This is a genomic window from Streptomyces sp. MK37H, assembly GCF_018035285.1.
GTDB classification, from domain to species: domain Bacteria; phylum Actinomycetota; class Actinomycetes; order Streptomycetales; family Streptomycetaceae; genus Streptomyces; species Streptomyces endocoffeicus.
The window spans coordinates 1-14,651 of the sequence record NZ_JAAAYH010000231.1; the positions used below are offsets into that span (position 1 = coordinate 1).

Sequence of the window (14,651 nt, forward strand, 5' to 3'; positions counted from 1 at the left end):
CGGAAGTCGGGGATGGACTTCCTGACCTCGGCGGGGGTGCGGAAGGCGGGTGGGAGGTCGAGGCAGTTGACGGCGGGGTTGGCGTACATGAGGTTGGCGTACGAGCCGTCGGTGTCGCGCTCGTAGTAGAGGTCGGCCAGGTTGAGCAGACCGCCGCCGTGGCCGCCCATCGCGGAGCGGAGGGCGGTGCGCAGCTGGGGCCAGGCGGTCTCGTCGTACATGGCGGAGATCACGCCGATCGTGGCGAGCGGCTCGCCCAGGGCGCGGGACTCGCCGGTGCGGACCGGGTGGGAGTCGAGGCGGGCGAAGAAGGCGCCGAGCCGGTCGCGGGCGGCAGCCACGGAGCCGGTGCCGAGGGGGCAGCCGGCGCGGCGCACGCAGTCCTTGGCGAAGGCGGTGAAGGCGGTTTCGAAACCGGCGGTCTGGTCGCGGTTGATGCGCCGGGAGGACAGCGTCGGGTCGAGCGCGCCGTCGAGGACGAGACGGCCGACGCGGTGGGGGTAGAGGTCGGCGTAGGTGGCGCCGAGGAAGGTGCCGTAGGAGGCGCCGACGTAAGTCAGCTTCCGGTCGCCGAGCGCGGCGCGCAGTACATCCATGTCGCGGGCCGCCTCGACCGTCGAGACATGGCCGAGGATCCGGCCGGAGCGGGTCGCGCAGCCGCGGGCGAACTTCTTGTAGGCGGTGACGAGGCGGTCGGTCTCGCCGCGGCCGTCGGGCGTCTGGTCGGTGCGGGTGAAGGCGTCCATCTGCTTGTCGCTCAGACAGGTGATGGGCTCGCTCTCGGCCACGCCGCGCGGGTCCATCGCCACCATGTCGTAGCGGGCGCGCACCCGGGCCGGGTAGCCGACGGCCGCGAAGCTCTGCAGATAGCCGACCGCGGAGCCGCCGGGGCCGCCGGGGTTCACCAGGAGCGAACCGAGGCGGCGACCGGTGCCGGTGGCCTTCTTACGGGAGACCGCGAGCCTCAGATCCTGGCCGGTGCCGGGTCTCGCGTAGTCGAGCGGGGCCTTGAGCGTGGCGCATTCGAAGTCCGCGCCGCCGCAGGGGCGCCAGCTCAGCGTCTGCTCGTAGTACGGCTTGAGGGCGGCGGGGACGGCCTTCTTCGACAGCGACGCGGCGCGCGGCGCGGAGGCGTCGGCCGAGCAGCCGGAGGACAGCAGGGCGGCGGCCGTAAGGGTGGCACCGAGGGTCCGGAGCGGGCGGCTGCTGTGTCGGGTGTGCATGGACTGATCCCTCGGTTCGCGGTCGAGTCGCGGGATCGCGCCGGCCGGATCACCTGGATCACCCCTGTACTGGTTCCTATGGGACAGGGCCGGTTCGCCCCCTTACGGAGAGTATCCACCCGGATACGCTCCATGCGTCCAGCGACAAACCCGTACGGGTGACTCAGCCCGCCCGCAGCGCCATGGTCATCGCCTCGACCGCCAGCAGCGGCGCCACATTGCTGTCCAGCGCCTGACGGCAGGCCGTGATCGCCTCTATCCGGCGCAGCGTCCGCTCGGGCTTCGAACCCGACGCGATCCGCTCCAGCGCGTCCCGTACGTCGGTGTTGGCGAGCGCCACCTGGGAGCCGAGCTGGAGGGCCAGCACGTCCCGGTAGAAGGCGGTCAGATCGGTGAGCGCGAGGTCGAGGCTGTCGCGCTGGGTGCGGGTGGCGCGGCGCTTCTGGCGGTCCTGGAGCTCCTTCATGGCCCCCGCCGTGCCGCGCGGCAGCCGCCCGCCCGTACCGGCGGCGGCGCCCAGGGCGGCGCGCATCTCCTCGGTCTCCTTGGCGTCGACCTCCTCCGCCACCTGCTTGGCGTCCTCGGCCGCGGCGTCGATCAGCTCCTGGGCCGCCTTGAGGCAGCCGCCGACGTCGTCGACGCGCAGCGGGAGCTTCAGGACGGCGGCGCGGCGGGCGCGGGCCCGCTCGTCGGTGGCCAGGCGGCGGGCGCGGCCGATGTGGCCCTGGGTGGCGCGGGCGGCGGAGGCGGCGAGCTCGGGGTCGATGCCGTCGCGCCGGACAAGGATGTCCGCCACGGCGTCCACCGGAGGCGTACGGAGGGTGAGGAGACGGCAGCGGGAGCGGATCGTGGGCAGCACGTCCTCGAGCGAGGGCGCGCACAGCAGCCATACGGTGCGCGGCGCGGGCTCCTCCACGGCCTTGAGGAGAACGTTTCCCGCGCCCTCGGTAAGGCGGTCGGCGTCCTCCATGACGATCACCTGCCACCGGCCGCCGGCAGGCGAGAGCTGGGCCCGGCGGACGAGCTCACGGGTCTCCTTGACGCCGATGGTGAGCATGTCCGTACGGACCACCTCCACATCGGCATGGGTGCCGATCAGGGCGGTGTGGCAGCCCTCGCAGAAACCGCAGCCGGGGGCGCCGCCGAGCGCCCGGTCCGGGCTGACGCACTGCAGCGCGGCGGCGAAGGCGCGGGCGGCGGTGGCCCGGCCCGAGCCGGGCGGGCCGGTGAACAGCCAGGCGTGGGTCATCCTGGACGACGCCATGGGCTCCCCGACGGGGCCCTCGGCCGCCACACTGGCCGCCGTGACCAGGGCATCCGCGTCCCGCGCGGCAGCCGACAGCTGGGCCGCCACTCGGTCCTGCCCGACCAGGTCGTCCCACACCGCCATGACTGCCTCCGCCGCTCGTCCCTACGGCACCCCATTGTGGTCCACCCCACCGACAACCGAGCGCGCCGGTCGTCCGCGAAACGGCGCTCGGCCGACCGGTGAGGGGCCCTCCGCCGACGCCGTGAGGGGCGCTCCGCCCGTGCCTCGCCGTCGGCGTCCCGCGATCGGTCAGGCGCGGCCGTCGTCGGCGGCACCCGGCCGGACGGTCAGGAGCGTTCTCTCAGCGCCTCGCCGCAGCGGCCTGCCGCTGACGGCCTGCCGTTGGCGGCCTGCCGTCAGCCGGACGCAGCGTCGGCGCGACGCCCGGCCGAACGGTCAGCGATTCTCCGTCAGCGCCGGCCGTCTGCCGGACGCGGCCATCGGTGGCACCCGGCCGGACCATGAGCAGCCCTGCGCCGGCTCACCGCCGTCAGCGGCCCACCGTCGGAACTCCAGCCGACGGCCGGGCGCGGCCATCCGCAACGGCGCCCGGCCATACCGTCAGCACCCCCACCGTCAGCGACGGGGGCCGTCCTCGTCGTCGCGGGGGCCGAGCAGTTCGTCGGCCAGGGACGGGAGGTCGTCCAGGGGAGTCTCCTCGGCCCACTCGGGGCGGCGGCGCCGGCGCGGCGGTTCCGCCCCGCCCTGCGCCTGACCCTGGTCATAGCCCCGGCCCTGGTCATAGCCCTGGCCCTGGTCCTGCCCGTACTGCGGCATCTCGCGCGTGCGCTCGTTGCCCTGACCGTGCTCCTGGCCCTGGCCCTCGTCCGGGCGGAACAGCCACGGCGGGACCCGGTCCGTCGGGTCGGCGGAGCGCTCGTCCCGTACGGGCGGCAGAACGGCCGTCTCGTCGGCCGCGTTCGTGGGCGGCTCGGCGGGCGGCTGGGGCAGGACGGTCGTCTCCTCGGCGTCCGGGCCACCCCGGCGCTCCGGGCCGTCCTGGGGCCGTACGGGCGGGAGCACAGCGGTCTCGTCGGCGTCCGGGCCGCTCTGGGGCGGTACGGGCGGCGTGGGAGGCACGGGTGGCAGCACCGTGGTCTCGTCGGCCGCCGCCGACCCGGTGCCGGGACGGCCGGACTCGCCGCCGTGCCCCGCCCGCGGGTCGAACCTCGGCGTCTGGACCGTCTCCGTCGTGTCCGGGTGCGAGTCATCCGCACCGGAACCCGCCGCGCCCCGGGCGCCGCCGGTGCCCCGGGGTCCGTCCTCGTCCTCGGGCGGCGGGGCCGGAACCTCGGTCTCCACGGTCGGCGCGTCCGCCCCGGAGGACGCCGCGTCCGCCGCCAGCCGTGCCTGCTCAGCCCGCAGCAGCGCCTCCTCGGCCTTGCGCTGCTCCTCCTGGCGGCGCGCCTCGGCCTCGGCCCGCCGCTGCGCGTCCGCCTCCGCCTGGAGGCGGCGCCGCTCCTCCTCGGCGGCGCGGGCGCGGTCCTCGGCCTCGATGCGCTTGCGGTCCTCCTCGGCCCTGCGGCGCGCGTCCTCGGCCCGCTGACGGGCCGCCTCCGCCTGCCGCTCGGCCTCGCGCCGGCGGGCCTCCTCCAGCTCGAGCCGCTTGCGCTCCTCCTCCTCGGCACGGGCCTTGGCGAGCGCCTCCTGGCGCTCGCGCTCCAGCCGCTCCTCCTCGGCCTTACGGGCGGCCTCTTCCTCAGCACGCCGGCGGGCCTCCTCCTCGGCGGCCTTACGGGCCTCCTCCTGGGCCCTCACCTCCGCCTCGGACAGCGGCAGCATCTGGTCCAGGCGGTGGCGCACCACGGAGGTGACCGCCTCCGGCAGCTGCCCGGCGTCGACGACGATGTAGCGGGCCGGGTCGGCGGCGGCGAGGGCCAGGAATCCGGCCCGTACGCGCTGGTGGAACTCGGCGGGCTCGGACTCGAGCCGGTCCGGGGCCTCGGTGAAGCGTTCGCGCGCGGTCTCCGGCGAGACGTCCAGCAGCACCGTCAGATGCGGCACCAGGCCGTTCGTCGCCCAGCGCGAGATGCGGGCGATCTCGGTCGCTGCGAGGTCGCGCCCCGCGCCCTGGTAGGCGACGGACGAGTCGATGTAGCGGTCGGAGATGACGACCGCGCCGCGCTCCAGAGCGGGGCGGACGACGGTGTCGACGTGCTCGGCGCGGTCCGCCGCGTACAGCAGCGCCTCGGCGCGGTGCGAGATCCCGGCGGAAGAGACGTCGAGCAGAATCGAGCGCAGCCGCTTGCCGATCGCGGTGGCGCCCGGCTCACGGGTCACCACGACCTCGTGTCCCTTGGCCCTGATCCACTCGGCCAGCGCCTCAACCTGCGTGGACTTGCCCGAGCCGTCGCCGCCCTCGACGGCGATGAAGAAGCCCGTGGCGGCCGGGCCCTCGTCCGCGCCGCCCCCGCCGAGCAGCGCCTCGCGCAGATCGCGCCGCAGCGGCACGCCCTGCCGGTCGTCGGTCCGGCCGAGGACCAGCGCGGCGACGGGCAGCAGCAGCGCGCCCACCAGCATCAGGGTGAAGGCCGCGCCGCCGTGGGCGAAGACGAAGTCGCCGCTGCCGAGCCGGTGCGGTCCGATGACGGCGGCGAGCAGCGGCGCGGCGACCGCGCCGAGCCCGACGCCGACGCGGACGACGGCCTGCACATGCTCGGTCATCCGGGGCCGGCGGGTCTCCTCGGACTCCTGGTCCAGGAGGGAGTGGCCGGTGTGGGCGGCGACACCCGCCGACACGCCCGCGATCAGGGCGATCAGCACGACGGTGGTGGTGTCGTGCACCAGGCCCACCGTGAGCAGCGCGAGCCCGGTCAGCGCGACCGACAGCGCCAGCAGCCGGCGCCGCGACAGACCCGGGAGGACCTTCGGGGCCCAGCGGATGCCCATCGCCGGACCGCCGGTCAGGACGAGGACGAGCAGGGCGAAGCCGACCGGCCCGCCGCCGAGGTCCATGGCCTGCAGCGGGGCGACACCCACGGCCGCGGCGATCGCGCCCGCCACCCCGGCGCAGGCGAGCACCAGCAGCGGAACGGCTCCGGTGCGGCCCTTGTCGGCGCCGCTCCCTGAGGCGGCGCGGGGGCGGCGCAGCCCCTCCAGGGGGGAGCGGGTGCGGCTGGTGTGCGCGCCGGGCAGTTCGACGAAGGTGAGGATCGAGATCGACGCGGCGAAGAGTCCGGCGCCGACGTACGAGCCGAGTGCGGCCTGGTGGGTGTGGAACCACTCCACGCCGGTGCCCAGCAGCCTGCCGATGAGCGTGACGACGAGCAGCACGGCGGCCGCGATCGGCAGCGTCAGGAAGTTCGTACGGAGCGAGAGCCGGCGCAGCGCGTCCAGGTGGTCGGGCAGCGGCCGCACGGCGGCGCCCTCGGCGGGTGGTGCCGGGAGCAGCGAGGGGGCCGCGCTGTCCTTGGCGACCGTCCAGAAGCGCTCCACGACGCCGATGACGAAGGTGGTGATGAGCAGCCAGGCGACGGCGTCGGCCGGGGCCCAGTCGATCCACAGCGGCGCGATGAGGAGCAGCGCCAGCCGCAGACCGTCCGCGCCGACCATGGTCCAGCGGCGGTCCAGCGGTCCGGAGGGGCCGATCAGCGCGGCGAGCGGCCCGAGGAGCACCGCGCCGAACAGCACGGTCGCGAAGAGCCGTACGCCGAGCACCACCGCCACCGCGAAGGCCGCACCGCGATACCCGCCACCGAAGGAGTCGGCCGCCACCGACGCCTGCAGCGTCAGCAGCACCAGCACCAGTACGGCGAGCACGTCCCCGGCACCGCCGACGAGTTGAGCGCTCCACAGCCGTCGCAGCGGCTGATAGCGCAGCAGGGCTCGTACGGCCCGCTCGCGGGAGTCCGCGGCAAGGGCACCGGAAGTGGCGGTCACGTCCGTTGGCTGCTCTCGCGTCATCCCGCCAGCCTATCCGGATCACATGAATCCACGGCCCCCGGCCGAACAAACGGGCGGTGAGCCGTGGATGGCGTGTGGATTGCTCCGCCTTCCTCCGCTTTCCCGCCCGCTGCTCGGCCGGCTACTCGGCGTTGGCCGACGACCGCTCGGCCGCCGTCTTCTTGGCGGCGGTCTTGGCGGCCGTCTTCTTGGCGGCCGTCTTCTTCGCGGTCGTCTTCGTTGCCGCGGTCTTCTTGGCGGCCGTCTTCTTCGCGGTCGTCTTCGTTGCCGCGGTCTTCTTGGCGGCCGTCTTCTTCGCCGCCGTCTTCTTGGCCGCGGTCTTCTTCGCCGCCGTCTTCTTGGCGGTCTTCTTGGCCGGGCCCTTGGCGCGCTTCTCGGCGAGCAGCTCGAAGCCGCGCTCGGGCGTGATGGTCTCCACGTCGTCGTCGCGGCGCAGCGTCGCGTTGGTCTCGCCGTCCGTGACGTACGGACCGAAGCGGCCGTCCTTGACCACCACGGGCCGCTCGCTGACCGGGTCGGTGCCCAGCTCCTTCAGCGGCGGCTTGGCCGCGGCCCGGCCACGCTGCTTGGGCTGGGCGTAGATCGCCAGCGCCTGTTCGAGCGTGATGGTGAACATCTGCTCCTCGGTCTCGAGCGACCGCGAGTCCGTGCCCTTCTTCAGGTACGGGCCGTAGCGGCCGTTCTGCGCGGTGATCTCCACGCCCTCCGGGTCGGCGCCGACCACGCGCGGCAGCGACATCAGCTTGAGCGCGTCCTCCAGGGTCACCGTGTCCAGGGACATCGACTTCAGCAGGGAGGCCGTGCGCGGCTTGATGGCGTTCTTACCGCTCTTGGGGGTGTCCTCGGGGAGCACCTCGGTGACGTACGGGCCGTAGCGGCCGTCCTTGGCGACGATCATGCGACCGGTCTCGGGGTCGGGACCCAGCTCGAACTCACCGCTCGGCTTGGCGAGCAGCTCCTCGGCGAGCTCCACGGTCAGCTCGTCCGGCGGCAGGTCGTCGGGGACATCGGCGCGCTGGCCGGAGCCGCCCTCGACCTCCGTCGGGCGCTCGACGTACGGCCCGTAGCGGCCGACGCGCAGCACGATGCCGTCGCCCACGGGGAAGGACGAGATCTCCCGGGCGTCGATCGCGCCCAGGTCGGTGACCAGCTCCTTGAGGCCACCTAGGTGGTCGCCGTCGCCGTTCCCGGCCTCGGCGGCGCCGGCCTGCGCGCCCTCGCCGAAGTAGAAGCGCTTCAGCCACGGCACGGCCTCGGCCTCGCCGCGCGCGATGCGGTCGAGGTCGTCCTCCATCTTGGCGGTGAAGTCGTAGTCGACCAGCCGGCCGAAGTGCTTCTCCAGCAGGTTGACCACGGCGAAGCTCAGGAAGGAGGGCACGAGCGCGGTGCCCTTCTTGAAGACATAGCCGCGGTCGAGGATGGTGCCCAGGATCGTGGCGTAGGTCGACGGGCGGCCGATCTCGCGCTCTTCCAGCTCCTTGACCAGCGACGCCTCGGTGTAGCGGGCCGGGGGCTTGGTCGCGTGGCCGTCGGCGGTGATCTCCTCGGCGGTGAGCCCGTCGCCCTCGGCGACCTGCGGCAGCCGGCGCTCGCGGTCGTCGAGCTCGGCGTTCGGGTCGTCGGCGCCCTCGACGTACGCCTTCATGAAGCCGTGGAAGGTGATCGTCTTACCGGAGGCGGAGAACTCGGCGTCCCGGCCGTCGCTCGCCTGCCCGCCGATCTTGACGGTGACCGAGTTGCCGATCGCGTCCTTCATCTGGGAGGCGACGGTCCGCTTCCAGATCAGCTCATAGAGCCGGAACTGGTCGCCCGTGAGGCCGGTCTCCGCCGGGGTGCGGAAACGGTCTCCCGAGGGGCGGATGGCCTCGTGCGCCTCCTGGGCGTTCTTGACCTTGCCCGCGTAGGTGCGCGGCTTGTCGGGCAGGTAGTCGGCCCCGTACAGCTGGGTGACCTGCGCCCGGGCCGCCGCCACCGCCGTGTCCGACAGGACGGTGGAGTCCGTACGCATATAGGTGATGTAGCCGTTCTCGTACAGCTTCTGCGCGACCTGCATGGTCGCCTTGGCACCGAAGCCCAGCTTGCGGCTGGCCTCCTGCTGCAGAGTCGTCGTGCGGAACGGCGCGTACGGCGAGCGGCGGTACGGCTTGGACTCGACCGAGCGCACCGTGAAGGCGGTATCGGCGAGGGCCGTGGCCAGCGAGCGGGCGCCCGCCTCGTCCAGGTGGAGGACGTTGAGTCCGGCCTTGATCTGCCCGAGCGAGGTGAAATCGCGCCCCTGGGCGACCCGGAGGCCATCGACGGCCGTAAGGCGGGCACCGAAGGTGCCGGGGTCGCTGACATCACCGGCCCGGCCGGTGGCGAAGGTGCCGGTGAGGTCCCAGTACTCGGCGGAGCGGAAGGCGATGCGGTCGCGCTCGCGCTCGACGACGAGACGGGTGGCGACCGACTGGACCCGGCCCGCGGACAGGCCGCGCATGACCTTCTTCCACAGGACCGGCGAGACCTCGTAGCCGTAGAGGCGGTCGAGGATGCGGCGGGTCTCCTGGGCGTCGACGAGACGCTGGTTCAGCTCGCGCGGGTTGGCCACGGCGGCCCGGATGGCGTCCTTGGTGATCTCGTGGAAGACCATCCGGCGCACCGGGACCTTGGGCTTGAGGACCTCCTGGAGGTGCCAGGCGATGGCCTCGCCCTCGCGGTCCTCATCGGTGGCCAGGAAGAGCTCGTCGGAGTCGGCGAGCAGCTCCTTGAGCTTCTTGACCTGGCTCTTCTTGTCAGCGTTGACCACATAGACGGGCTGGAAGTCGTGCTCGACGTCCACGCCGAGGCGCCGGACCTCGCCGGTGTACTTGTCGGGGACCTCGGCCGCACCGTTCGGCAGGTCCCGGATGTGCCCGACGCTGGCCTCGACCACGTATCCCGGGCCGAGGTAGCCCTTGATCGTCTTCGCCTTGGCAGGCGACTCGACGATGACGAGTCGGCGGCCGCCCTGTGCGGTCTCGCTGGTGGTCGGGGACAACTTGGCTCTTCTCTCCGGTCGACTCTCGGTGAACGGGCAGTGCCGCGCGGGTAACGCTCACGGCCTCCCTCTACGGTGACGCTGCGGAGTGTGACGGTACATCCCGCCCCCGTGTCAAACGGAAAAAGCCCGCAACGCCACTCGAACGGTAACCCGACAACCGTCCTGTCTGCCGCCCGGACCGGCACGAGGCAGCGTGGAAGGCCCTGTCAGGCGTAACCCAGGCACCAGATTCCGCCGCCGAGCGCGGCGATGCCGAAGAGAAGGGAGAGCACCGCGGAAGCGACAGGACTCACACCGTGCGCGACGGGCACACGCAGCCTCAGGCGCGCCGCCGTCCACAGCAGCAGCGCGGCGCCGAACAACACGAATGCCGTTCCGGCGAAGATCGCAGGTCCGCTCTCCATGGCGGGAGCGTGGCACGCGCGGGAGGCGTGAGCGCGAACCCCGGGTGAACAGCGCGCGTCGCCTCGCCGGGCCCCGTCCGCATCCGCCCCGGGACGACCCCTTCGGCGCCCCCGGCGGCAGCTTCCTGCCACCCGGGGGCGCGAGGCAGAAGCGCTGTACCACCGGCGCACGCCCCCAGCGCACGCGCGGCGCGTTTCTTGTCGTGGCGTCCCTATGCCGTCATGACATCTCTATGCCGTCATGCCGTCATGCCGTCATGCCGTCATGCCATCTCTACGCCGTCGTCGCCGACCGGCCGCAGAAAGCCCTGCTCGACCAGGAGCCGGATGGACTCAGGAGTCCGGTCGCGCAGCACCACCGGGTCCTCCCCGAGCAGCTGGGCGATGGCATCCAGGATCCGGCCGGCGCTGAGTGTGCCGTCGCACACACCCGCGAAGCCCGCCCCGACCGTGTCCACCTTCGTCGCGCGCCGCATCCCCCGGTGCTGCCTGAGCACCACATGCTCGGGGTCCTCGGCCCCGGGCGGGCCCACCTGCTCCTGGACGACCTCGTCCGCCAGCCGGAAGCGGGCGGTCAGCAGCGCCGCGTCGTCATGCGTGCGCAGGAAGTCCTGCCGGTCGAAGTGGGCCATGACCTCGGCCCCCAGCGGCTGCTCGACCGGATGGGGCCACTCCTCCACGGTCACCGACGGCCGGTCGGCGCCGGACTTGCGCAGGGTGATCCAGCCGAAGCCGACGGCCGTGGTCTTCCGCGCCTCGAACTCGTCCAGCCACGCGTCGTAGCGCGCCGCGTACGCCTCGGGACCGGCCAGGTGCTCACCGGCGTCACGCAGCCACAGCTCGGCGTACTGGGTGACGTCCTGCACCTCGCGCTGCACGATCCACGCGTCACAGCCGGGCGGGACCCAGGAGGCCAGCCGCTCGCGCCAGTCCTCCCCCTCGACGTGCTGCCAGTTCGCCAGCAGCTGACACCAGCCGCCGTCGGCGAGATGCCCGACGGACCGCTGGACGAGGGTGCGGCACAGATCGTCCCCGGACATCCCGCCCTCCCGGTAGACCAGCTCGCTGCCCTCCGGGGAGCCCGGGGAGATCACAAAGGGCGGGTTGGAGACGATCAGGTCGTACGTCTCGTCCCGGACCGGCTCGAACAGCGACCCCTCCCGCAGATCCGGCTCCGGCGCCCCGGACAGGGCGAGGGTCAGCCGGGCGATGGCCAGGGCGCGCGGATTGCGGTCCGTGGCGGTCACGCGGGTGGCGTGGCGGCCCGCGTGCAGCGCCTGGATGCCGGAACCGGTGCCGAGGTCGAGGACCCGGTCCACGGGCGCGGGCACGGTGAGACCGGCGAGCGTGGTGGACGCTCCGCCGACCCCCAGGACGAGCCGGGAGCGGTCCTCACGGCCGCGCGCGCCGCCCGGGCCACCGATCCCTGCCGCGCCGCCGACCGCGCAGCCCAGGTCGGAGACGATCCACCAGTCCTGGCCCTCGGGCCCGCCGTAAGGCCGCACGTCCACGCTCGCGCGCACCTCGTCGCCGTCGCGCACCAGCCAGCCGTCGGCGAGGCAGTCCTCGGCCGGGAGGGCCGCGGCCGCCCGCCCGTAGGCCACGGGGCGCTGCAGCAGGAAGAGCCGCACCAGGGTCTCCAGCGGGCCGCTCCGGCCCCGGGTGGCGCGCAGCGCCGGGACGGTCTCCCCGCGCGCCAGGGCCGTGTAGGCGGACGGGCCGAACAGGTCCAGCAGACCGTCGGCGGTGAAGGAGGCGACCGACAGCGCCTCGCGAAGGCGGGCGGTGCGCTCGGGGTCGGCGGCGGGGAGGCGGAACGAGGGCTGGTGCGTACTCACGCCCCCATTGTCGGGGCAATCACCCACAGCGGGCGACGGCAGTCGGCATCGGGACGACGTCGCCCGCGCCGGCCGGGGTGACGGGACGACAAAGGGCGCGCCGGAGGGCGGCGTTGGCCCCCTGGCGGCAGAAACTCCGGGACGGTCCACGTAAGGACTACGAGGACCGCCCGGTAGGACCACGAGGGCTACGAGGGCCGGCGAGGGCCGGCTAGGACTGCGTCGTGGCGCCGCCGGCCGTCTTCGGCTTCTGGCAGCCGGGCTGCTTGGCCATCGCCGAGCCGACCTTGCCCTCCTGCAGCTTCTGCAGGGCCTGGTCGCCCGACTTGCTGAGCTTGTCGAGCTCATCGGCGACGCCCGCGAGCCCCTGGGCGAACTTGGACTTGTCCGAGGTGTCCAGCTTGTCGATGGCCGACTTCAGCTTCGTGTACGACGCCGAGGTGGCGTTGAGCTCCTTGACCGCCTGCTTCTGGGTCTTGTCGCCGTTGTCCACGGGCGGCGGGCCCGCCTTGTTCACGGCCTTGGCGAGTGCCCCGTAGGACTCGGAGATCTCCTGGAACGCCTTGGAGTCGGTCTGCTGCAGCTTCTTGGAGTCCTGCTCGTCGGCGGCACCCTGGATCGCGGTGTTGGCGCCCTGGATCTTCTTCAGCTGAGGCTGCACCTCGTCACAGACGGACTTGGCCCAGTCGTTGACCTTCTTGTCATCGTCACCGCCCCCGCAGCCGGTCAGCGCCAGTACGAGTGCCGCACCGCCGGACAGTGCAGCCACAAGCTTCTTGTTCACCGGATTGGTCCCTTCCATGGCTCTCGGCCCCGGAACATACACGTCCATCCGGCGAAGCCCACCGGGAGAGCGTCCCGTATGCATATCTTTATAGCCATTTGCACCACGCTCATTGTGGACATGGCCTCATCGAGCGGATGGCGCACCGCGGACAGGGAAGCGGACGGACGATGTGCCGTCGCACACCGCCCGCCCGCATGTCGCGGGGTCCTTCCCGGCCCCCTGGCCCCTTCCGGGACTAGGACACCACCGCCGCGTCGGCTGACTTCGCCACGTGCTCGGAGTTGTCTTCGTCACCTACGGCGATTCCGCGCCGCTTGGAGATGTAGACGGCGGTCACGATGATCACGACGGCGATCACCGAGACGGCCGCGCGCAGCCCCGGGCTGGCGTTGCCCCCGTAGGAGAACTTGACCACCGCGGGGGCGATCAGCAGCGCCACCAGGTTCATCACCTTCAGCAGCGGGTTGATCGCGGGGCCGGCGGTGTCCTTGAAGGGATCGCCGACCGTGTCGCCGATCACCGTCGCGGCATGGGCATCGCTCCCCTTGCCGCCGTGGTGACCGTCCTCGACCAGCTTCTTCGCGTTGTCCCAGGCGCCGCCGGAGTTGGCGAGGAAGACGGCCATCAGCGTGCCGGTGCCGATCGCGCCCGCCAGGAACGAGCCGAGCGCGCCGACCCCGAAGGTGAAGCCGACGGCGATCGGCGCCATGACGGCGAGCAGACCCGGTGTGGCCAGCTCGCGCAGCGCGTCCCTGGTGCAGATGTCGACGACCCGGCCGTACTCGGGCTTCTCGGTGTAGTTCATGATCCCGGGCTTCTCGCGGAACTGCCGCCGCACCTCGAAGACCACCGCACCGGCCGACCGCGACACCGCGTTGATCGCCAGCCCGGAGAAGAGGAAGACGACGGCGGCGCCGAGGACGAGGCCCACGAGGTTGTTGGGCTGCGAGATGTCCAGGTTCAGATTCATCTCCCCGGCCACGGAGGTGTGCACGTCGCTCACCGCCTCGGCGATGGCGTCGCGGTACGAGCCGAAGAGCGCGGCCGCCGCGAGCACCGCCGTCGCGATGGCGATGCCCTTGGTGATCGCCTTGGTGGTGTTGCCGACCGCGTCAAGGTCGGTGAGCACCTGCGCGCCCGCGCCCTCGACATCGCCGGACATCTCGGCGATGCCCTGGGCGTTGTCGGAGACCGGGCCGAAGGTGTCCATGGCGACGATCACACCGACCGTGGTGAGCAGACCGGTACCGGCGAGCGCCACGGCGAACAGCGCCAGCATGATCGAACTGCCGCCGAGCAGGAACGCGCCGTAGACGCTCAGCCCGATCAGCACCGCCGAGTAGACGGCGGACTCCAGACCCAGCGAGATACCGGAGAGCACCACCGTGGCCGCGCCGGTCAGCGAGGTCTTGCCGACGTCCCGCACGGGACGCCGGGTGGTCTCGGTGAAGTAGCCCGTGAGCTGCTGGATGAGCGCGGCCAGCACGATGCCGATGGCGACCGCGACGAGCGCGAGCACCCGTGGGTCACCGCTGTGGCCGAGGATCTCGCGGTTGGTGACGCCGTCGAGGTCCGCGTAGCTGGACGGCAGATAGGCGAAGACCGCGATGGCCACCAGCGCCATCGAGATCAAGGCGGAGATGAAGAAGCCCCGGTTGATGGCGCTCATCCCGCTGCGGTCGGAGCGGCGCGGGGCCACGGCGAAGATCCCGATCATGGCGGTGACCACGCCGATGGCCGGGACGAGCAGCGGGAAGGCCAGCCCGGCGTCGCCGAAGGCCGCCTTGCCGAGGATCAGCGCGGCCACCAGGGTGACGGCGTACGACTCGAAGAGGTCGGCGGCCATACCGGCGCAGTCCCCGACGTTGTCGCCAACGTTGTCCGCGATGGTCGCGGCGTTGCGCGGGTCGTCCTCGGGGATGCCCTTCTCAACCTTGCCGACGAGATCGGCGCCGACGTCGGCGGCCTTGGTGAAGATGCCGCCGCCGACCCTCATGAACATCGCGATCAGCGCGGCGCCGAGCCCGAAGCCCTCCAGCACCTTGGGCGCGTCGGCCGCGTAGACCAGCACCACGCAGGAGGCGCCCAGCAGTCCGAGGCCCACGGTGAACATGCCCACCACACCGCCGGTACGGAATGCGATCTTCATTGCCTTGTGCGAGACGGCC

At 72.6% G+C, this 14,651-nt stretch carries 8 protein-coding genes; all 8 read right to left on the bottom strand.

Annotation, left to right across the window (positions count from 1 at the left end; genetic code table 11):
* On the bottom strand, nt 1–1,223 hold a 1,223-nt coding region (locus GWI24_RS27635), incomplete at its 3' end, for an alpha/beta fold hydrolase (protein WP_210948620.1).
* Between the two features lie 163 nt (nt 1,224–1,386).
* Complete coding sequence (locus GWI24_RS27640; protein ID WP_210948621.1) at nt 1,387–2,613, bottom strand: DNA polymerase III subunit delta'; 1,227 nt, start codon at nt 2,611–2,613, stop codon at nt 1,387–1,389.
* Between the two features lie 495 nt (nt 2,614–3,108).
* Nucleotides 3,109–6,435, bottom strand: a complete 3,327-nt coding sequence (gene tmk, locus GWI24_RS27645) for a dTMP kinase (RefSeq protein ID WP_210948622.1) — start codon at nt 6,433–6,435, stop codon at nt 3,109–3,111.
* Between the two features lie 121 nt (nt 6,436–6,556).
* Nucleotides 6,557–9,451, bottom strand: a complete 2,895-nt coding sequence (gene topA, locus GWI24_RS27650; protein WP_210948623.1) for a type I DNA topoisomerase — start codon at nt 9,449–9,451, stop codon at nt 6,557–6,559.
* A gap of 209 nt (nt 9,452–9,660) precedes the next feature.
* The gene (locus GWI24_RS27655; RefSeq protein WP_210948624.1) at nt 9,661–9,858 is read right to left on the bottom strand and encodes a hypothetical protein; all 198 of its coding nucleotides are present in this window, start codon (nt 9,856–9,858) and stop codon (nt 9,661–9,663) included.
* Between the two features lie 263 nt (nt 9,859–10,121).
* On the bottom strand, nt 10,122–11,696 hold the full coding sequence (locus GWI24_RS27660) for a class I SAM-dependent methyltransferase (protein ID WP_210948625.1): 1,575 nt from the start codon (nt 11,694–11,696) through the stop codon (nt 10,122–10,124).
* A gap of 211 nt (nt 11,697–11,907) precedes the next feature.
* A complete protein-coding gene (locus GWI24_RS27665; RefSeq protein WP_308344085.1) occupies nt 11,908–12,480 on the bottom strand; it encodes a small secreted protein in 573 nt (190 codons plus the stop codon).
* Between the two features lie 238 nt (nt 12,481–12,718).
* The coding region (locus tag GWI24_RS27670; protein ID WP_210948627.1) for a sodium-translocating pyrophosphatase at nt 12,719–14,651 on the bottom strand (1,933 nt) is incomplete at its 5' end.

Bases quoted from the DNA above. Each gene is read 5' to 3' on its own strand.
- GWI24_RS27640 (WP_210948621.1), bottom strand. From the start codon at position 2,613: ATGGCGGTGTGGGACGACCTGGTCGGGCAGGACCGAGTGGCGGCCCAG.
- tmk (WP_210948622.1), bottom strand. From the start codon at position 6,435: ATGACGCGAGAGCAGCCAACGGACGTGACCGCCACTTCCGGTGCCCTT.
- GWI24_RS27655 (WP_210948624.1), bottom strand. From the start codon at position 9,858: ATGGAGAGCGGACCTGCGATCTTCGCCGGAACGGCATTCGTGTTGTTC.